The sequence below is a fragment of the Mycobacterium appelbergii genome, assembly GCF_032883035.1.
Classification (GTDB): Bacteria; Actinomycetota; Actinomycetes; order Mycobacteriales; family Mycobacteriaceae; genus Mycobacterium; species Mycobacterium appelbergii.
In genome coordinates, this window is the sequence record NZ_JAMQTH010000009.1 from 23,912 (window position 1) to 43,993 (window position 20,082).

At 66.8% G+C, this 20,082-nt stretch carries 18 protein-coding genes; 10 read left to right on the plus strand and 8 right to left on the minus strand.

Annotation, left to right across the window (positions count from 1 at the left end):
* Positions 1-70 precede the first annotated feature (70 nt).
* The 5 genes from M1247_RS20875 to M1247_RS20895 are packed head-to-tail and all read left to right on the plus strand — an operon-like array spanning position 71 to position 5,246.
* Complete coding sequence (locus M1247_RS20875; protein ID WP_317158303.1) at positions 71-1,063, plus strand: alpha/beta hydrolase; 993 nt, start codon at positions 71-73, stop codon at positions 1,061-1,063.
* Positions 1,060-1,902, plus strand: a complete 843-nt coding sequence (locus tag M1247_RS20880; protein ID WP_317158304.1) for an SDR family NAD(P)-dependent oxidoreductase — start codon at positions 1,060-1,062, stop codon at positions 1,900-1,902. The genes M1247_RS20875 and M1247_RS20880 overlap by 4 nt, the downstream gene beginning before the upstream one ends.
* A 9-nt stretch (positions 1,903-1,911) precedes the next feature.
* Positions 1,912-2,832, plus strand: coding sequence for a ferritin-like domain-containing protein (locus M1247_RS20885; protein WP_317158305.1), 921 nt, complete (start codon positions 1,912-1,914; stop codon positions 2,830-2,832).
* A gap of 1 nt (position 2,833) precedes the next feature.
* Positions 2,834-4,324: a flavin-containing monooxygenase gene (locus tag M1247_RS20890; protein WP_317158306.1), complete on the plus strand. Its 1,491-nt coding sequence runs from the start codon at positions 2,834-2,836 to the stop codon at positions 4,322-4,324.
* A gap of 1 nt (position 4,325) precedes the next feature.
* Positions 4,326-5,246 carry a MerR family transcriptional regulator gene (locus M1247_RS20895; RefSeq protein WP_317158307.1) on the plus strand — a complete coding sequence of 307 codons (921 nt, stop codon included), beginning with the start codon at positions 4,326-4,328 and terminating at the stop codon, positions 5,244-5,246.
* Between the two features lie 55 nt (positions 5,247-5,301).
* Here M1247_RS20895 and guaA read toward each other — a convergent pair whose 3' ends face one another.
* Positions 5,302-6,861, minus strand: a complete 1,560-nt coding sequence (gene guaA / locus M1247_RS20900; protein WP_317158308.1) for a glutamine-hydrolyzing GMP synthase — start codon at positions 6,859-6,861, stop codon at positions 5,302-5,304.
* Between the two features lie 135 nt (positions 6,862-6,996).
* Between guaA and M1247_RS20905 the strand changes: the two genes are divergently transcribed.
* On the plus strand, positions 6,997-7,740 hold the full coding sequence (locus M1247_RS20905; RefSeq protein ID WP_317158309.1) for a beta-phosphoglucomutase family hydrolase: 744 nt from the start codon (positions 6,997-6,999) through the stop codon (positions 7,738-7,740).
* Positions 7,740-10,106, plus strand: coding sequence for a glycoside hydrolase family 65 protein (locus M1247_RS20910; RefSeq protein WP_317158579.1), 2,367 nt, complete (start codon positions 7,740-7,742; stop codon positions 10,104-10,106). The genes M1247_RS20905 and M1247_RS20910 overlap by 1 nt, the downstream gene beginning before the upstream one ends.
* Position 10,107: 1 nt before the next feature.
* Here M1247_RS20910 and M1247_RS20915 read toward each other — a convergent pair whose 3' ends face one another.
* On the minus strand, positions 10,108-10,686 hold the full coding sequence (locus M1247_RS20915; protein ID WP_317158310.1) for a TetR/AcrR family transcriptional regulator: 579 nt from the start codon (positions 10,684-10,686) through the stop codon (positions 10,108-10,110).
* 72 nt (positions 10,687-10,758) lie between these two features.
* On the opposite strand from M1247_RS20915, the gene M1247_RS20920 reads away from it, so the two are divergent.
* Complete coding sequence (locus M1247_RS20920) at positions 10,759-11,655, plus strand: TauD/TfdA dioxygenase family protein (RefSeq protein ID WP_317158311.1); 897 nt, start codon at positions 10,759-10,761, stop codon at positions 11,653-11,655.
* On the opposite strand, the gene M1247_RS20925 is transcribed toward M1247_RS20920, so the two are convergent.
* The 3 genes from M1247_RS20925 to guaB form a co-directional block, all read right to left on the minus strand.
* Positions 11,652-13,388 carry a GMC family oxidoreductase N-terminal domain-containing protein gene (locus M1247_RS20925; protein WP_317158312.1) on the minus strand — a complete coding sequence of 579 codons (1,737 nt, stop codon included), beginning with the start codon at positions 13,386-13,388 and terminating at the stop codon, positions 11,652-11,654. The two genes, M1247_RS20920 and M1247_RS20925, sit on opposite strands and share 4 nt — an antisense overlap.
* 93 nt (positions 13,389-13,481) lie before the next feature.
* The gene (locus M1247_RS20930; protein WP_317158580.1) at positions 13,482-14,609 is read right to left on the minus strand and encodes a GuaB3 family IMP dehydrogenase-related protein; all 1,128 of its coding nucleotides are present in this window, start codon (positions 14,607-14,609) and stop codon (positions 13,482-13,484) included.
* A 36-nt stretch (positions 14,610-14,645) separates the two neighbouring features.
* Entirely contained in the window at positions 14,646-16,187 is a 1,542-nt protein-coding gene (gene guaB / locus M1247_RS20935) for an IMP dehydrogenase (protein ID WP_317158581.1), read from the minus strand.
* A 176-nt stretch (positions 16,188-16,363) separates the two neighbouring features.
* Between guaB and M1247_RS20940 the strand changes: the two genes are divergently transcribed.
* The gene (locus M1247_RS20940; RefSeq protein ID WP_317158313.1) at positions 16,364-16,768 is read left to right on the plus strand and encodes a DUF5319 domain-containing protein; all 405 of its coding nucleotides are present in this window, start codon (positions 16,364-16,366) and stop codon (positions 16,766-16,768) included.
* Here the strand turns inward: M1247_RS20940 and M1247_RS20945 are convergent.
* The 3 genes from M1247_RS20945 to M1247_RS20955 all read right to left on the minus strand — a co-directional run bounded on the left by M1247_RS20945 (position 16,759) and on the right by M1247_RS20955 (position 19,359).
* Complete coding sequence (locus M1247_RS20945) at positions 16,759-17,898, minus strand: anti-sigma-D factor RsdA (protein ID WP_317158582.1); 1,140 nt, start codon at positions 17,896-17,898, stop codon at positions 16,759-16,761. The two genes, M1247_RS20940 and M1247_RS20945, sit on opposite strands and share 10 nt — an antisense overlap.
* A complete protein-coding gene (locus M1247_RS20950; protein ID WP_317158314.1) occupies positions 17,891-18,469 on the minus strand; it encodes a sigma-70 family RNA polymerase sigma factor in 579 nt (192 codons plus the stop codon). Before M1247_RS20950 ends, M1247_RS20945 begins: the two co-directional genes overlap by 8 nt.
* Before the next feature lie 101 nt (positions 18,470-18,570).
* Positions 18,571-19,359 (minus strand): hypothetical protein, encoded by a 789-nt coding sequence (locus M1247_RS20955; RefSeq protein ID WP_317158315.1) that lies wholly within the window; start codon positions 19,357-19,359, stop codon positions 18,571-18,573.
* Positions 19,360-19,790: 431 nt separating this feature from the next.
* Between M1247_RS20955 and M1247_RS20960 the strand changes: the two genes are divergently transcribed.
* Positions 19,791-20,081: a WhiB family transcriptional regulator gene (locus M1247_RS20960; RefSeq protein WP_317158316.1), complete on the plus strand. Its 291-nt coding sequence runs from the start codon at positions 19,791-19,793 to the stop codon at positions 20,079-20,081.
* Position 20,082: the final 1 nt, after the last annotated feature.

Genomic DNA, 20,082 nt, shown 5'->3' on the forward strand with positions numbered 1-20,082 from the left:
CTAAATGGTGACATTGACAAATGTCACCAATTGGGGGTGTACTCGTCATACGTTTCGACGAGGAGGCCCGATGCCCCGTACGCCTGCAACACCCCGAGCCGTGCCCCAACGGGGATCGCTGCGGTCCCGCAGCGCGGCCAAGATCAGCAGCCTGACGTTGCGGCAGGTCAGCGGCGCTCTACCGCCGGAGACCAGCTGGGGCTTGTGGACGTCGCGTCGGGTGATCGCCCAGATCATGAACACCTTCGGACCGTCACTGTCCGGTACCCGAGTCGAACCCGTCGACGTGCGCATGGCCGCCGGCCGGCGGGTCAAGGGCGAATGGGTGCGTGGCCCCGGCGTCATAACCGGTGACCGCGCCATTTACTACCTGCATGGCAGTGGGTTTGCCCTCTGCTCACCACGAACCCACCGACGGCTCACCGGGTGGCTGTCGCGGCTGACCGGGCTGCCGGTGTTCTGCGTCGATTATCGACTGGCCCCTCGGCACCGCTTCCCCACGGCCGCAAACGATGTGCGGACAGGCTGGGACTGGTTGTGCACGGAACGCGGCTTGAAACCGCAGCACATCATGATCGCAGGCGATTCCGCAGGCGGCCATCTCGCCGTCGACCTGCTCCTGCAGCCGGAGGTCTCCCAGCCGGCGGGCATGACGCTGTTCTCGCCGCTCATCGACCTGACCTTTTCGCTGGCACGCACCCGAGAGGGGCTTCGTCACGATCCCGCGATCCGCGCGGCCGACGCGGCGCGACTGGTCGAGTTGTACTGTGTGGGCATCGATCTCACCCACCCACGGCTTTCGCTGGACGTCGCGGGTGGCCGGCAACTGCCGCCGACACTGATTCAGGCGGGCGGCGCGGAGATGCTCGTCGCCGACGCCCGCAGGCTCGACGCCGATATCCGCGCGGCTGGCGGTTCCTGCGAACTTCAGGTGTGGCCGGACCAGGTGCATGTGTTCCAGGCCCTGCCCCGGTTGAGTCCCGAAGCCACACCGGCCATGCACCAGGTCGCGGCATTCATCTCGGAAACCCTGAGCCGCACCGGAATCAAGGTGGCCGGATGAACCTCTTCGGCAACGGCCGCAAGCGCAGCCATGGTGCCCGCGCGGTCGTCACCGGCGCGGGCAGCGGAATCGGTGCCGCCTTCGCGACCGAACTCGCACGCCGCGGCGGCCGGGTGGTGTGCAGCGACATCGACGAGAACTCCGCCCGCACCACAGCCGACGCCATCATCGCCGAGGGCGGGGCCGCCACCGCCCTGCGCTGCGACGTCTCCCGCATCGAGGAGGTGACGCACCTGGCCGCCGCGGCAGACGACTGGTTCGGAGGTCCACCTTCCCTGGTGGTCAACAACGCCGGAGTCGGCGCAGGCGGTACGCCGATCGGCGAGACCAGCCTCGACGACTGGAACTGGGTCCTCGGCATCAACCTGTGGGGCCCGATCCATGGCTGCCAGGTGTTCACCCCGATCCTGCGGGCAGCCGACCCCGAGCAACCGCGCGGCATCATCAATGTCGCGTCGGCAGCCGCATTCGGCGCCGCCCCAGGCATGGCTGCCTACAACGTCAGTAAAGCCGGGACACTGTCTCTCTCCGAAACACTGGCCGCCGAACTCGCAGGCACCGGGATCAACGTGACAGTGCTGTGCCCCACGTTCGTCAAGACCAACATCGTCGAATCGGGGCGTATCAGCGCACAATCGACCCAGCTGGCGGATCGTCTGATGCGCTGGACGGGCTTCTCACCGCAGCGGGTTGCGCGGACGTGCCTGGACACCAACGACCGCGGCGGCCTCTACTGCATGCCGCAACCGGATGCGCGGATCGGCTGGGGCATCAAACGACTCACCCCGACGGTGTACACCCGTGCCGTCGGTATCACCACCCGGATCACCACACCGTAGGAGGTTGCTGTGGCCATCGACATGGATACCATGCTCGCCAAGATCAAGGACCGGCAGTGGGCGCTGGCCGACATCGACTGGGATGCACCGGGAGCCGAGACGATCACCGATGACATGCGGCCCAAGCTCAAGGCTTTCATGGCTGACCTGTGCTGGATCGAAAACGTCGGAGCGCGTGGATTCGCTGCGCTGGCCAAGAAGGCGCCAACACCGACCATCGCCGAGATCTACCGCTACTTCCACGCCGAAGAGCAGCGTCACGCCAATGCCGAACTCGCGCTGATGAAACGCTGGGGAATGCTCGACGGCGACGAGATGCCCGAGCCGAACGTCAACATCCGCTTGGCCATCGAGTGGCTGGACACCTTCTCGGACAACATGTCCCTGTCCGTGCTGGGCACGGTCATCCCGATGCTCGAGGTGGCCCTCGACGGGGCCCTGTTGAAATTCCTACTGGAGGAGGTCGACGACCCGATCTGCCATCAGGTCTTCGAGAAGATCAACAACGACGAATCACGGCACATCGCCGTCGATTTCGAGGTCCTCAACATGATCGGGCACTCCAGCATGCGACGGCTCGCCGTCGAATTCGTCGGTAACGTGGCGTCTCCCGGCGTGATCATCGGCACGTTGATGTATGTGCCGCTGCTCAACCGGATGCGCAACAACATCATCGATATGGGCCTGCAGCCGGAGAAGCTGTACAAGGCGATGATGCGTTTCAAAGAACTCGGCGGGCGGGCCGAATACACTTGGCGGGTACCCACCTATCAGCTGCTCAAGCTGCACGGCCGCATGGTCACCAATCCGCGCCACCCCTACCATTGGATCGCCAACCCGATGGTGTGGGCATCCGACCGCTACCCGAAGGCGCTGCTGCGACCCGTTCCGACGTGGTTCAAAGAACTGACCCACGAGCCGGCGGCCTGACATGCCTCATACCTATGACACCGTGATCGTCGGAGCCGGTTTCACGGGGATCGGCGCCGCAGTCAAACTCGCCGAGGCCGGCGTCGACGACTTCATCCTCCTGGAACGCTCCGATCGCATCGGCGGAACCTGGCGCGACAACACCTATCCCGGTGCGGCATGCGATATTCCGTCACTGCTGTACTCATTCTCATTCGCCAAGAACCCGAGCTGGTCACGCGCATACTCACCGGCAGACGAGATCCGTCGGCACATCGAGGACATGGCCGACACCGGCGATCTGCGGCGTCGTATCCGGTTCGGCGTCGAGGTCAACGGGCTGGCCTTCGACGAGGACGAGGGGGTGTGGACGGTGAAGACCAATGGCAGAAGACGGTTTCACGCGCGCACGGTCGTACTGGCCTCCGGTCCGCTGCCCGACCACAAATGGCCGGACATCCGCGGCCTGGACACCTACGAAGGCCACAAGATCCACAGCGCGAACTGGGATCACGACTACGACTTCACCGGCAAGCGGGTCGCGGTCATCGGTACCGGTGCCAGTGCCGTACAGATCGTGCCGGAGCTGGTGAAGACTGCCGGATTTGTCAAGGTGTTCCAGCGCACGCCGGGCTGGGTGATCCCGCGTCTGGACATCGCCACCCCGCCCGTGGCGCAGACGTTGTTCACGAAAGTCCCTGCCACTCAACAGCTGGCCCGCCAGGTCCTGTTCTGGGGGCATGAGGCCAGCGCGACCGCGATGGTGTGGGACACCCCGCTGACCGGACTGGTGGCCCGTCTCGGCAAGGCGCATCTGCGCAGGCAGGTCAAAGACCCGTGGCTGCGCAGGCAACTGACACCGGATTTCACCCCCGGCTGCAAACGCATGCTGGTCTCCAGCGATTACTACCCGGCGCTGCAGAAAGACAACTGCAAGCTCATCGACTGGCCGATCGCCACCATGAGTCCCGTGGGCATCCGCACCAGCGACGGCATCGAACACCACCTGGACGCCGTCGTGTTCGCCACGGGGTTCGACGTGCACCTGACCGGCCCGCCGTACCCGGTCACCGGGCGCAGCGGCCGCGTCCTGGCCGACGAATGGGCCGGCGGCGCGCAGGCGTACAAGAGCGTCAGCGCGCACGGCTACCCGAACCTCTTCTTCATGACCGGGCCCAACTCGGGCCCGGGCCACAACTCGCTGCTGGTCTATGTCGAGGGCCAGATCGACTACGCCGTCAGGGGGATCACCACGATCCTGCGCAACAACCTGCGTTACCTGGATGTCCGCGCCGAGGTGCAACACCGGTACAACCGGCGCCTGCAGCAACGGCTCACCAAAACGACGTGGATGAGCGGCTGCAACAGCTGGTATCTGACGGCCGACGGATTCAACGCGTCGATGTACCCCGGATTCGCCACCCAGTATCTTCGACAGATGCGTGATTTCCGGTACGGCGACTACGACGTCGCGGCGCGTGACGCACGGGTCCCCATCAGCTCGTCGGCCTGACATGGCTCAGACCAGGCAGCCACGGCAACCCGCCGGTGCAATCTCGACGATCCTCAACGGGCTTCGCCGGGCACCCAAGCAGATCCGGCGGGGCTCCCGCGATGTCATCGAGACAGCGGTGTCACAGCTGTTCGACGCCGCGGTGCAACCCCACGCCGTCACCGCCTCCGGTGAATACCGCATCGAGGAGTTGGCCCGCCTCGCCGATACCACCACCCGCAACATCCGCGTGTACCGCGACCGCGGGCTGCTGCACCCGCCGCTGCGGGTCGGTCGTATCGCGCTGTTCAACGACACCCACCTGACCCGGCTGCGGTTGATCACCTCAATGCTCGACCGCGGCTACAACATCGCCCACGTGCACGAGATGCTCAACGCGTGGGAGCAGGGCAAGGATCTCGGTGACGTGCTGGGCCTGGAGGACGCCATCGCCGGCAATTGGGCGACCGAGAAGTCCGAACGCGTCCCGCTCGCCGAGGCGAAACGGCTGATCGACGACGATGCCGCCTTCGAGCGACTGGCCGGCAACGGAGTGATCAAACTCGACGCGGGATCCGACGACGTCATCATCATGCGGCCCAGGCTCATCGAGGCGTTCAACGAGATCCGGCAGTACGGCGTCGGCATCGACACGCTCATCGACATCCACGAGCGGGTGGTACCGCACCTCGACGAGATCAGCGCAATCCTGGTGCGCGCCGGCGTAGACCAGGTGAGCGAGAAGATCAAGCCCGGCGAATCGCTTCCTGCGGACACCGAAGTGGCCGAGCTGATCACGATGCTGGTGCGGTTCCGCACCCAGGCGGTCGCGGCAGTCAGCGCCACGCTGGCATATTCGATCGAATCGACCATCGAATCGGTCGTCAGTCAGATGCTCACCGAGTACGTCGAGAAGGCTGCGGAGCCCGGCGAGCAGACGTGAATGTCCCCCGGAACGCGCATTCCGGGGGACATAAGTGTCTTCTCGCCGGAAGAAACTACTCCCACTCGATCGTGCCGGGCGGCTTGCTGGTGACGTCGAGCACGACGCGATTGACCTCGGCCACCTCGTTCGTGATCCGGGTCGAAATCCGTTCCAGCACTTCGTAAGGCACCCGCGTCCAGTCCGCAGTCATGGCATCCTCGCTCGACACGGGCCGCAACACGATCGGGTGCCCGTAGGTGCGTCCGTCGCCCTGCACACCCACCGAGCGGACGTCGGCCAGCAGCACCACGGGGCACTGCCAGATCTGCTGGTCCAACCCGGCGGCGGTGAGCTCTTCGCGGACGATCGCGTCGGCGCGCCGCAACGTGTCCAGCCGCTGCGCGGTGACCTCGCCGACGATCCGAATGCCGAGGCCGGGCCCGGGGAACGGTTGACGGCCGATGATCTCCTCCGGCAGGCCGAGTTCCCGGCCAACGGCACGGACCTCGTCCTTGAACAGCAGCCGGAGCGGCTCGACGAGTTTGAATTTGAGGTCGTCGGGCAGGCCGCCGACGTTGTGGTGGCTCTTGATATTGGCCGTGCCGGTGCCACCGCCGGATTCGACGACATCGGGGTACAGGGTGCCCTGCACCAGGAATTCCGTCTCGGCGTCGTTGCTGCCCAAGGTATCCCGGACCGCACCCTCGAATGCCCTGATGAACTCCCGGCCGATGATCTTGCGTTTACCCTCTGGGTTGGTCACCCCGGTGAGCGCCTCCAGGAAGCGGTCAGCGACGTCGACGGTGACGAGCTTGGCGCCGGTCGCAGCGACGAAATCCCTTTCCACCTGCCCCCGCTCACCCGCCCGCAGCAGCCCGTGGTCGACGAACACGCACGTCAGGCGGTCACCGATGGCCCGCTGTACGAGCGCGGCGGCCACCGCGGAATCAACGCCGCCGGACAGCGCGCAGATCGCCTCGCCGTCCCCGATCTGGGCGCGGACCGACTCGATCAGCTGCTCGGCGATGTTGGCCGCCGTCCAGCTCGCCCCGATGCCCGCGAACTCGTGCAGGAATCGGCTGAGCACCTGCTGACCGTGCGGAGAGTGCAGTACCTCAGGGTGGTACTGCACGCCGGCGAGTCTGCGGGCCCGGTTCTCGAAGCCCGCGACAGGCGCGCCCGCGCTGGTGGCGATGACGTCGAAGCCTTCCGGTGCGGCGGTGACCGCGTCACCATGGCTCATCCACACGGGCTGGGTGTCCGGCAGTTCCGAGTGCAGGTCGCCGCCGGTCACGCTCAGCTCGGTCCGGCCGTATTCGCTGGTCCCGGTGTGTGCCACCGTGCCACCGAGCGCCTGGGCCATGGCCTGGAAGCCGTAGCAGATCCCGAACACCGGCACGTCAAGGTCGAACATCGCGGGGTCAAGGCGCGGTGCGTTCTCGGCATACACGCTGGCGGGGCCTCCGGACAGCACGATCGCCTGGGGGTCTTTCGCCTTGATCTCCTCAACGCTGGCCGTGTGCGGGATGACCTCGGAGTACACCCGCGCCTCACGGACCCGTCGGGCGATCAGCTGCGCATACTGCGCGCCGAAGTCGACGACGAGGACCGGCCGGGGAGATGCTGCTTTCACCGGTTCAGTCTAAGAGGCGGCCGGTCTGCCGCATCGTCGGCGCTCTCGCGACACGAAACGCCGCCGAAGTGTGCCCGGGTACGGATGTCGGCATGGTGAAGTAGTACCTGTCCGCAACCGAAAGCGAGGTTGCCTGTGTTGGGACTGCCCGACCAGGTGCGTGCCTGCCTGTTCGATCTGGATGGCGTGCTCACCGACACCGCAAGCGTGCACAAGAAGGCCTGGAAGGCCATGTTCGACGACTACCTGCGGCAAGCGGCCGACCGCGGCGCGCAGCCGTTCGTCACCTTCGACATCGGCACCGACTACCTGCGCTACGTCGACGGCAAGCGGCGCGAAGACGGCGTCCGGTCGTTTCTGGCCAGCCGCGGGATCGAGTTGCCCGAGGGCCAACCGGACGACCCGGTGGACGCCGAGACGGTCGCGGGCCTGGGCAACCGCAAGAACGAGATGTTCCACCGCACGCTGCGCAAGGACGGCGTCGAGGTGTTCGAAGACTCTCGGCGATATCTGGAGGCGGTCGCCGCGGCGGGGCTCCGCCGGGCGGTGGTGTCGTCCAGCGCCAATACCCGCGAGGTGCTCGAGATCACCGGGCTCGCCCCGCTTGTCGAGGTACGGGTCGACGGAGTGACCATGCGTGACGAGCACCTGCCGGGAAAACCGGCACCCGACAGTTTTCTGCGGGCAGCCGAACTGCTGGAGGTCTCCCCCGCCGACGCGGCGGTCTACGAAGACGCACTGTCAGGAGTCGCCGCCGGGCGCGCGGGAAACTTCGGCTTCGTGGTCGGGGTCGACCGCGTGGGGCAAGCAGACCAGTTGCGCCGCGACGGAGCCGACATCGTCGTCACCGATCTGACTGAATTGCTGCAACCGCCATGATGATTACCCATGAGGCCTATCCCGTCGAGCCGTGGCAGGTTCGTGAGACTCGGCTCGATCTGAACCTGCTGGCCCAGTCGGAGTCGTTGTTCGCGTTGTCCAACGGTCATATCGGGCTGCGCGGCAACCTCGACGAGGGCGAACCGCACGGCCTACCCGGGACCTACCTGGCCGGCTTCTATGAGGTGCGGCCACTGCCCTACGCGGAGGCCGGTTTCGGTTATCCCGAGGGTGGTCAGACCGTCGTCGACGTCACCAACGGAAAGATCCTGCGGTTGCTGGTCGACGACGAGCCGTTCGATGTCCGCTACGGCGAACTGATCGACCACGAACGGACATTGGATCTGCGTAGCGGCACGCTGACGCGAAATGCGCATTGGCGCTCACCGGCAGGCAAGCAGGTGCGCATCTGCTCGACGCGGCTGGTCTCCCTTGCGCAGCGTGGGGTCGCCGCCATCGAGTACACCGTCGAGGCGCTCGACGAATTCGTCCGTGTCACCGTCCAATCGGAGCTCGTCGCCAACGAAGACCAGCCCGAGACCTCGGATGACCCGCGGGTCTCGGCGGTGCTGAGAAGCCCACTGCAATCCGTGCACTACGAAAACACCGAACGCAGCGCGATCCTGGTGCACCGCACCCACGGCAGCGCGCTGATGATGGCAGCAGGCATGGATCACGATGTCGAGGTGCCCGGCCGCGTCGAGGTCACCACCGACGCCAGCGAGGATCTGGCCCGCACCACCGTGATCTGCGGTCTTCGCCCGGGGCAGAAGCTGCGGGTCGTCAAGTATCTGGGCTACGGATGGTCGAGCCTGCGCTCCCGCCCGGCGCTGATCGATCAAGCCGCGGGTGCCCTCACCGGGGCACGCTACAGCGGCTGGCAGGGCCTGCTGGATTCCCAGCGCGCCTACCTCGACGAGTTCTGGGACTGCGCCGACGTCGAGGTCGAAGGCGATCCGGATTGCCAGCAGGCGGTGCGCTTCGGACTGTTCCACGTGCTGCAGGCCAGTGCCCGCGCCGAGCGGCGTGCCATCGCGGGCAAGGGGCTGACAGGAACCGGCTATGACGGCCACGCGTTCTGGGACACCGAGGGTTTCGTGTTGCCGGTGCTGACCTATACCGTGCCGCAGGCGGCCGCCGACGCCCTGCGCTGGCGGTCCTCGACTCTCGAGCTCGCCCGCGAGCGCGCCGAGTTGCTCGACCTCAAGGGCGCCAGTTTTCCGTGGCGGACCATCGCCGGTGAGGAATGCTCGGCGTACTGGCCGGCAGGCACCGCGGCCTGGCACATCAACGCCGATATTGCGCGGGCGTTCGAGCGGTATCGCATTGTCACCGGTGATGATTCGCTGGAGCAGGAATGCGGACTCGCCGTGCTCGTCGACACCGCACGACTGTGGATATCACTGGGTCACCATGACCGCCATGGGGTATGGCATCTCGACGGGGTAACCGGGCCCGATGAATACACCGCGATCGTCCGTGACAACGTATTCACCAATCTGATGGCCGCCGACAATCTGCGGTCTGCCGCGCAGGCCTGTACGCGGCATCCCGACGCGGCGTCGGCCCTGGGTGTGTCCACCGAGGAGACCGCAGCCTGGCGGGACGCCGCGGATGCCGCCCACATCCCGTTCGACGAGGAACTGGGCGTTCACCCACAGTGCGAGGGCTTCACCACGCTGCGGGAGTGGGACTTCACCTCGAACACCACCTACCCGCTGCTGCTCAACGAGCCGTACGTGCGGCTGTATCCGGCGCAGGTGCTCAAACAGGCCGACCTGGTGCTGGCCATGCAGTGGCACAGCCACGCCTTCACCCCCGAGCAGAAGGCCCGCAACGTCGACTATTACGAGCGGCGAACCACGCGGGACTCGTCGTTGTCGGCGTGCACCCAGGCCGTCATGTGTGCCGAGGTCGGACATCTCGAGCTCGCACACGACTATGCCTACGAGGCCGCGCTCATCGATCTTCGGGATCTGCACCGCAACACCCGCGACGGGCTGCACATGGCCTCACTGGCCGGGGCCTGGACCGCGCTGGTCGGCGGATTCGGTGGACTGCGCGATGACGAAGCGGGGCTCTCACTCGACCCGCATCTGCCCGACGGTATCTCGCGTCTGCGTTTTCGGTTGCGCTGGAGGGATTTCCGGCTGACCGTGGATGCAAACCATGCCGATGTCACCTACACCCTGCGCGACGGGCCCGACGGTTCGCTGACCATCCGGCACGCCGGTGCGGACCTTGCACTCACCACGCGCGCCCCGACCACGGTTGCGGTAGAGCCACTACAGCCGTTACTGCCGCCGCCTCCGCAACCGGCCGGGCGCCAACCCATGCGCCGCCGGGTCAGCCGACGACAGAGCTGATTCAGCCGTCGGGACCGGCCTGCAGGATTCGGGTCACCGCGCCACCGACCGCATCACGCAGCTGATCCCCGGTGAGCTCCTCAAGGCCGGCCGCCGAACGCAGGAAGGGTTCGAACAGACGCCAACCCAGTTGCAGGGCAACGGTGTTGGCCACCGCCAGCCGGGCAGCGGTTTCATCGGCGCGGGTCGGCAGGATCTGGTCGAGCAGCAGCCGGACGCCGGGAAACCGGGTCTGCAACTGGCCCACGGGATATCCGTCGAGCAGCGATCTGGCCATCACCCGCATATGGCGGTCGACGGTCTGCTCGATCTCATCGGCGGGCGCGCCGTCGTGCAGCAGCCCGGTCAGCGTCGTGCCCAGGTACTCGAGCACCGCGCCGACCAATCGCTCCTTGGTTCCGAAGTGCCGGTAGATCAGCCCGTGGTTGACGTTGGACCGGGCGGCGATGTCACGGATGGAGGTGGCGCCAGGTCCGCGCTCCGCGAAGAGCTCGGCGGCCGCGGCCAGCGCCGCGGCCACCACTTCGTCCCGGCCGACCGGGCCCGGCCCGGTCCGGGCCGGTGGCGTGCCTGTAGTCATCTGGCTACACTAGCGTCCAAGCTGCTGTAGTCAGCTGACTACAGCAGGAAAGACCAGCGCAAAGGACACGCCATGACTGTTTCTGCCGCCCCTGTGACCGTGACAAAGCTCGGCAGTCGGATCGGCGCAAGCATCGAGGGAATTCGGTTGAGCGGTGAGCTCGACACCGGCACGGTCGGTGACATCCGTCGCGCCCTGTTGCGTCACAAGGTGATCTTCTTCCGCGACCAGCACCACCTGACCGACGAGCAGCAGCACGCGTTCGCCGGCCTGCTCGGCTCTCCCGTCGGCCACCACGCGCTCAAACAGGACGACGCACCGCTCATCACCCCGATCGACTCCGACTACGCCAAGGCCACCCGCTGGCACACCGACGTCACCTTTCTGCCCGACTACCCGATGGCGTCGATCCTGCGCGCGGTCACCCTGCCCACCTACGGCGGCTCCACACTGTGGGCGTCCACGGCAGCGGCCTACGACGCGCTCCCCGCACCGCTCAAGCACCTCGCCGAGAACCTCTGGGCGCTACACAGCAACCGATTCGACTACGCTGCGGCGCCGACGGAACAGGTCAGCGAGGAGCAGCAACTGCTGCGCGCGGCATTCACCAAGCCCGACTTCCGCACCGAGCATCCCGTGGTCCGGGTGCATCCGGAGACCGGTGAACGCACGTTGGTCGCCGGGGATTTCGTCCGCGGCTTCCTCGGGCTGGACAGCCACGAGTCACATACCCTGCTGGAGCTGCTGCAACGACGGATCACCTTGCCCGAGAACACCATCCGATGGAACTGGGCGCCCGGTGACGTCGCCATCTGGGACAACCGGGCCACCCAGCACCGCGCGGTCGACGACTACGACGACCAGCGCCGGGTCATGCACCGCGTGACGTTGGCCGGTGAAGCGCCCGTGGACGTACACGGGAACCGCAGCCGCGCCTTGGGCGACGCCGCCGAACTGCGGGCGTCCTAGCCGGTCGAGGTGACCGGTTCGATGGGTAGCCGGCGCAGCGCCGCGGGCGCCTCGGCGGGCACCACCGGAGCTTCCGGCGCGATCGGCGCCAGCCGGCGATACGGTTCACCCTGCCCGGGGCGTTGATCCTGCTGCCCCTTGTTCGGCCACAGCGCCGCCGCCCGCTCCGCCTGCGCGGTAATCGAAAGCGACGGGTTCACACCAAGATTCGCCGAGATCGCAGCACCGTCCATGACGTGGAGCGTCGGATAGTTGTACACCCGTTGGTACGGGTCGATGACGCCGTGCTCGGCATTGTCACCGATGGCCGCTCCGCCCAGAAAGTGGGCGGTCAACGGAATGTTGAACAACTCGCCCCACGTGCCGCCTGCCACGCCGTCGATCTTCGCCGCGATACGCCGGGTGACCTCGTTGCCTGCCGGGATCCACGTCGGGTTCGGCTCGCCGTGCCCCTGTTTGGACGACATCTGCCGTCGGCCGAGTGGGCCGCGCTTGGTGAACGTGGTGATCGAATTGTCCAGGTGCTGCATCACCAGCGCGATCACGGTGCGCTCACTCCAACGACTCGGGTTGAGCAGCCGCACCAGTTCCCGCGGGTTCTCCCCGGCCTGGTTGAAGAACTGCCGCCAGCGCGGCACGTCGGTGCCCTGCGGACCACCGCCGTCGGTCATCAAAGTCTGCAGCAGGCCCATCGCGTTGGACCCCTTGCCGTACCGCACCGGCTCGACGTGGGTGTCCGCGGTGGGGTGGATCGACGAGGTGATCGCCACCCCGTGGGTGAGGTCCAGGTCGGGTGCCACCTGCAACCGGCCCGCGCCCACGATCGACTCGGAGTTGGTGCGGGTCAGCACTCCGAGCTTGTCGGACAGCTTGGCCAACCGACCGGTGTCGCGCATCTTGAACAGCAGCTTCTGGGTGTTGTAGGTGCCGGCGGCCAGGATCAGATGCGTCGCGGTGAAGGTCGTGCGCTTCCGGCGGAGCTTGCGGCCGGTGCGCACCGTGGTGACCTCCCACAGACCGTCTGCCCGCTGTTGGAATTGGGTCACCGTGGTCATGGGATGCACCCGCGCCCCGGCGGATTCCGCCAACCCGAGGTAGTTCTTGACCAACGTGTTCTTGGCGCCGTGGCGGCATCCGGTCATGCACTCACCACATTCGAGGCAGCCGGTGCGGGCCGGCCCGGCGCCACCGAAGTACGGGTCGGGCACCGTCTTGCCCGGCGTCTTCTCGCCGTCGTTGCCGAAGAACACGCCTACCGGGGTCGGCACAAAGGTGTCGCCGACGCCCATATCGTCGGCGACCTCTTTCATCACGCGGTCGGCATCGGTGAACGTCGGGTTGGTGACCACCCCGAGCATCCGCTGCGCCTGGTCATAGTGCGGCATCAGTTCCGCGCGCCAGTCCGTGATGTCCTTCCACTGCGGGTCGGCGAAGAACGGCTCCGGCGGCACATACAGCGTGTTGGCGTAGTTCAGCGACCCGCCGCCGACGCCGGCGCCGGCCAGGATCATGCAGTTGCGCAGCAGATGGATGCGCTGGATGCCGTACATGCCCAGCTGGGGGGCCCACAGGAATCTGCGGAGGTCCCATGAGGTCTTGGCGAAATCGGCGTCGGTGAAACGCCTGCCTGCCTCCAGCACGCCGACGCGATACCCCTTCTCGGTGAGCCGCAGCGCACTCACGCTGCCGCCGAACCCCGAACCGATAACCAGGACGTCGTAGTCAGGTTTCATGCGAACAGTATGACCCTACCGACAGGTAACTTTCTAGACAGGAATGCCTAACTTGTAAAGCACACGCACAGATAGGCCACGCCGCTCGGCAGACTAAGCGCCCACCGTCAACACGACCTTCTGGAATTCCTTCAGATCGCAGTAGCCGGCCTTGGCCATCGACCGGCGCAGCCCACCGACCAGATTCAACGTTCCGAACGGATCGTCGGACGGGCCGGTGAGCACCTGTTCGAGCGACGGCCGCTCGCCGAGCGCCACCTGGAGCAGGGCACCGCGCGGCAGCGACGGATGCGCGGCGGCCGCCGGCCAGAACCAACCGTCGCCCATCGCCTCGGCCGAGGCCGCCAGCGGCGTGCCGAGCACCACCGCGTCAGCCCCGCAGGCGATGGCCTTGGCCAGGTCACCCGAGCTGTGGATGTCACCGTCGGCCAGCACATGCACGTAGCGACCGCCGGTTTCGTCAAGGTATTCGCGACGTGCCGCGGCCGCGTCCGCGATCGCGGTAGCCATCGGCACGCTGATGCCGAGCACCTCGTCGCTGGTGGTGACGCCGCTGGTGGAGCCGTAGCCGACGATGACGCCGGCCGCCCCGGTGCGCATCAGGTGCAGGGCCGTGCGGTGATCGAGCACCCCACCGGCCACGACCGGCACATCCAACTCGGAGATGAAGGTCTTGAGATTGAGCGGTTCACCGTCCTGCGCGACGCGCTCCGCGGAGATGATGGTGCCCTGGATGACCAGCAGGTCGATGCCCGCAGCCACCAGAGTGGGCGTCAGCGCCTGGGCGTTCTGCGGGCTGACCCGCACTGCCGTCGTCACCCCGGCTTCACGGATGCGGGCCACCGCGGCTCCGAGGAGGTCCGGATCCAGCGGCGCCGAATGCAGCTGTTGGAGCAGCCGGATCGCGGCTGAGGGCTCATCGGAGGCTGCGGCCTTCTCCACGACCTGGGCGATCTTGTCCTCAACGTCGGCGTGCCGGCCGATCAGGCCCTCGCCGTTGAGCACCCCGAGCCCGCCCTGACGGCCGAGCTCGATGGCGAACTCAGGAGATACCAGCGCATCGGTGGGATGCGCGACGACGGGGATCTCGAAGCGGTAGGCGTCGAGCTGCCAGGCCGTCGACACATCCTGTGACGACCGCGTACGTCGTGACGGCACGATCGTGATGTCGTCGAGTTCGTATGTGCGCCGGGCGGTTCGGCCCATGCCGATTTCAACCATGTCTCGCATGACGGTCAGCTCCGATTCTCAGCGAAATCAGCGGGTGTAGTAGTTGGGGGCTTCGACAGTCATCGTGATGTCGTGCGGATGGCTTTCCTTCAGGCCCGCCGCGGTGATCTGCACGAACTGCGCCTGCTGCAGCTGCTCGATGGAGGACGCCCCCGTGTAACCCATGGCTGCGCGCAGTCCGCCTGTCAGCTGGTGGACGACCGATGCGAGCGGCCCACGGTAGGGCACCCGCCCCTCGATGCCCTCGGGGACGAGCTTGTCCTCGGAGAGCACGTCGTCCTGGAAATAGCGGTCCTTCGAGTAGCTCTTCTGCGGGCCACGCGTCTGCATGGCGCCCAACGAACCCATCCCGCGGTAGCTCTTGAACTGCTTGCCGTTGACGAAGACCAGCTCCCCGGGCGATTCGGCGGTGCCCGCCAGCAGCGAACCGAGCATCGCCGTCGACGCACCCGCGGCCAGCGCCTTGGCGATGTCACCGGAGTACTGCAGGCCGCCGTCGGCGATCACCGGCACGCCGTACGGACGACAGGCGGCCACCGCTTCCAAGATCGCGGTGATCTGTGGGGCGCCGACACCGGCGACCACGCGGGTGGTGCAGATCGAACCGGGACCGACACCCACCTTCACGGCGTCCGCGCCCGCCTCCACCAGTGCGGTGGCGGCGGCACGGGTGGCGACGTTGCCGCCGACCACCTCGACGCGGTCGCCCACCACGGTCTTGAGCCGGTGCACCATGTCGAGCACCAACCGGTTATGGGCATGCGCGGTGTCCACGATCAGCACGTCCACGCCCGCGTCGACCAGCGTCATCGACCTGGTCCAGGCGTCGTCACCGACACCCACCGCGGCACCGACCAGCAGCCGGCCGTCGCTGTCCTTGGTCGACAGCGGGAACTGCTCGGTCTTGACGAAATCCTTGACCGTGATCAGACCGGTCAGCTTGCCGCGCCCATCGACGATCGGCAGCTTCTCGATCTTGTGCCGCCGCAGCAGGCCCAGCGCGGCCTCGGCCGAGACGCCCTCCTGGGCGGTGATCAACGGCGCCTTGGTCATCACCTCGACGACCGGCTTGTTCATGTCGACCTCGAACCGCATGTCGCGGTTGGTGATGATGCCGACGAGCTGGCCGTCGGGATCGACCACGGGCAGACCGGAGATCCGGAACCGGGCGCACATCGCGTCGACCTCGGCCAGGGTGTTCTCCGGCGAGCAGGTCACCGGATCGGTCACCATGCCGGCTTCGGAGCGTTTCACCGTCTCCACCTGACCGGCCTGCTCGGCGACGGGAAGATTGCGGTGCAGCACGCCCATCCCGCCGGCCCGCGCCATCGCGATGGCCATCCGGGATTCGGTCACCGTGTCCATCGCCGAGCTGACCAGCGGCACCTTCAACCGGATTCTGCGGGTGACCTGGCTGGAGGTGTCCGCAGTGGCAGGCACCACCTCCGATGCGGCGGGCAGCAACAGCACATCATCGAAGGTGAGGCCGAGCATGGCAATTTTGGTCGGGTCGTCGCCACCGGTGGGCACCGGTACGGCGACGGGAACGCTGCTTTCAGCGATCGACATAAGCGGGGCCTCCATCGGCGCAATGCTGGATACCTAATCTTATCGGCTTCCACCTACCGGCTTGCGCCTCGGCATGGACGGCGCAGGCACAGGATCGGCCGCGTTCCCCGCGCCGCACGTGAGGACGCCTACGGACGGCTGGCGCGATGCCAGTCGGGCTGCGTAGTGTGGAACTCGTGCGTGACCACCTACCACCTGGTTTGCCACCCGATCCCTTCGCCGACGACCCGTCTGACCCTTCCGCGGCGCTGGACGCCATCGAGCCGGGCCAGCCGCTGGACCCCCAGGAGCGGACGGCTGTCGAAGCCGACTTGGCTGATCTGGCGGTGTACGAAGCGCTTTTGGCGCACAAGGGCATTCGCGGACTGGTGGTCTGCTGCGACGAATGCCAGCAGGACCACTACCACGACTGGGACATGCTGCGGGCCAACCTGCTCCAGCTTTTGGTGGACGGCACGGTGCGTCCGCACGAGCCGGCCTACGATCCGGAACCCGACGCCTACGTGACGTGGGACTACTGCCGCGGTTACGCCGACGCTTCGCTCAACGAAGCGCGGTCGGAATCCGACGGTTACCGCTGACCGCCACCACCCAGCCCCGGTAGCAGGGGCAGTTCGATGACCGGCGCTGCAGGTCCCTGCTGCTGACCCCCGCCTCCTGGCCCGCGTGCCGGTGGTGCCTCGACCTCGGCTGAAGCCGGTTCACTCACTGTCGGCACCGTCACGGTGGGAAACGTCGTGGTCGCCGTGCCGGGGACAGGCACTTCACTCGGTGTGGTCACCGTGGCGGTGGCCGACGGCGGCGGCAGTTCGACCGGCGGGGCGGCCGTGGTGGTGGGCGGCCGAGCCGACGACGTCGTCTGCGGCGGCGTGGTGGCGGTGCTGGTCGGCGCCTCGGTCGTGGTGGGGATCGTCGAACTTCCCGGCTCCGCGCTCTCCGACGGGCTTGCCGTCGTCGTCGGGGCCGTCGTGGAACCCGTCGTGGGCGTGGTACCCGGCGACGTGCTCTCCGACGTCGACGGTGTTGTGGTTCCCGGTACCTGCGAGGTTTCCGTCGGCGGCGTCGTCGTCAGCGTCACCTCGGGCAGCACCACCGGAGGCGCGTCCGGTGGAACCGTCGCGTTGACGTCGCGGCTCTCCACCTTCACCGACAGCTGCTGCCACTGGTCGACGAGTTCCTGCTTCTGCTGGGCATCCTGGACGGTCGCCACCGTGGTGGTGATGGTCTGCAACTTCTGCTGGGCTTCCTGCCACTGGCCCTGGTCGATCAGCTGCTGAACCTGCTGGAGTTCGGTGGACGCCAGTTCCACCTGGACGCCGCGGGTGGTCTGCACTTCGCCGAACAGCGAGCTGCGCACACCGTAGAGCGGGTCGCCGGGGCTCGAGCCGTACACGGCCGCTCCGAAACCGCCCAGGCACAGCACCGCGGCGGCCACCGAGCCGACCAACGCCAACGGCAGCCGGGGGCGGTGCCGGGACGTGCCACGCTCGAGCGCCGCCACCGCGTCACGGGTGCTGACGACACCGGACGTCGGGACGCTGCGCGCATCGTCACGCCATCCGGCGAGCAGATGGGCCAGTTCCGCCTCGCCGGCATCGGTGGAGTACACCGGACGTTCCAGCGACAGCGCCTCGATGAACCGGTCGGTGCGGTTGATCTCGTTGAGCGACGGATCACCGCCATTGGATGTCCATCGGCCGAAGTCAGGCATGGTCACGTCCCGTCGCCATGACCTCGGTCTTGAGTCGCGCCAGCGCGCGATGCTGAGCCACCCGCACCGCGCCCGCAGTGCTGCCGACCGCCTCGGCGGTCTCCTCGGCGCTCATGCCGACGACGATGCGCAGGATCAGAATCTCGCGCTGCTTCTCGGGCAGGATCGACAGCAGTCGCGCCATGCGTGCCGAAGCCTCGGCGTCGAGGGCGGACTGCTCGGGGCCGGCGTCCAGCGAGAATCGTTCGGGTACCACCTCGGTGGGCTCGGCACGATTGCGGGCCGCCGCGCGATGCGCGTCAGCAACCTTGTGCGCAGCGATGCCATATACAAAGGCCAGGAACGGTCGTCCCTGATCTCTGTAGCGCGGCAGCGCCGTTATGGCGGCCAAGCACACCTCCTGCGCGATGTCATCCGCTGACAGACCACTTCGTTCGGTAGTCCCGATCCGCGCTCGGCAGTACCGCACGATGATCGGCCGGATGATCTCCAGCACTTCCCGGAGCGCGTTTCGATCGCCAGCCACTGCCTCAGCAACGACAGCGTCGAGACGGTCTCCCGAACTAGTCATCGTGGGCGATATCTCCAACGTTACGAAGCACCGACACTCGCGGCGGTGTTGCTCAGCTAAACAATAACGATCTGTGCGGCGCGGACCGGTTCAGTGCCCGATCACCGACCGGCCCATACGCCGCCTCTGCGTCGCACTGTATCGGCGTCGGCGTCGCGGATGGCGCAGACCTGCGCGGCTGAATATGCCGCGCTGCCGATGTCGGACAGCAGGCAGGCCAGCGCCCACCGCAGCGGAACACTGCCGGTTCGGTCGGTGACCTGCAGCGCCGAGTCCGCGACGTCGCGGGCACGGTCGAGCCGTCCCGCGCTGCACAGCGCCGCGGCGAGGACGACGTCCGATTTCAGCGCGTGTCGCGTTGCGCCGTAGCCGGCTGCCGCGACGACTCCCCGTTCGGCGTGTCCGACGGCGTCGGCCCCGTCGCCGCGCACCATCGCCAGTTCGGCGCTGACCCACGCCAGGCGCACCGCCGATCGCCCACCGCCGTCACCGACCACTGTCCGGGCCCGGTCCAGCATCCGTGCGGACACCCCGAATCGGCCGACGCCAAGCGCATCAGCGGCTAATCCGATCAGTGCATCAGAGGTCGCCTCGGCGTCACCACCGCTGTGCGCCAAGGCCACACCATCTGCCCCGCGGGCCCGGGTGTGCCAGCCGAGTTGGCGCAGGAACGAGGCCTGGGTGCTCTGCGCCAGCGACAGCAGCGGGCCACTGCGGTGCGTCCTGGTGATCACGGCGAGCTCGCTCAATGCGCAGGCGTAGCGGCCCTGGCCACCCGCGGCGACGGCTCGCAGCCAGTGCTCGCGGGGGTGGGTGGCCGCGGGCAACGGCCAGCGGCCGGGGTCATCGCCGAAGGCGGCGTTGGCCAGGACGCTCGCTGTGGTGGTCATCGGCTCGCGACGCTATCAATACCATGCGAATGGCGGTTCCGCGGGAACCTGATACCGCGGGAACCGGGTATTAGTTATTACAGAAAAAGCATGGTTAACAATTTGTGTATACAATGTTAACTAATTGTCAATTCCTTTACTTATCCTAAGGAATGTCCGCGGGTTCCGTTCAGCGCGAACAGGGGAAACCGGCTGAGCGGCAGATCCGGATAACGAGACTGCCGCGTTGGGCCCCTACCAACGATGAACGTGATGTAAATTCACAACCTGCGGGTATGTCATTGAGCACACACACCGACTATTGACGGGAATTATTGAGCACCCCTAGTTTGTGTGCACGAGTAGTCATCGGCGACATATGCTCAGTTCGGTTCCACCGGCTCACACACGCCCGTTTCCTTGAAATGGGCGCGCAGAGAGGGGTTTTCCATATGCCGCAGCCACAGCAGCTGCCCGGACCCAACGCGGACATTTGGGATTGGCAGATGCAGGGACTTTGCCGAGGCGTCGATTCGGCGATGTTTTTTCATCCCGACGGGGAACGTGGCCGCGCCCGCGCGCAGCGGGAGACTCGAGCCAAGGAACTGTGCCATACCTGCCCGGTGATGGCGCAGTGCCGGACCCATGCACTGGCTGTCGGTGAGCCCTATGGCATCTGGGGCGGGCTGAGCGAATCCGAACGTGAACTTCTGCTCAAGCGCGGGGTGCGCCGCAGCGCCTGAG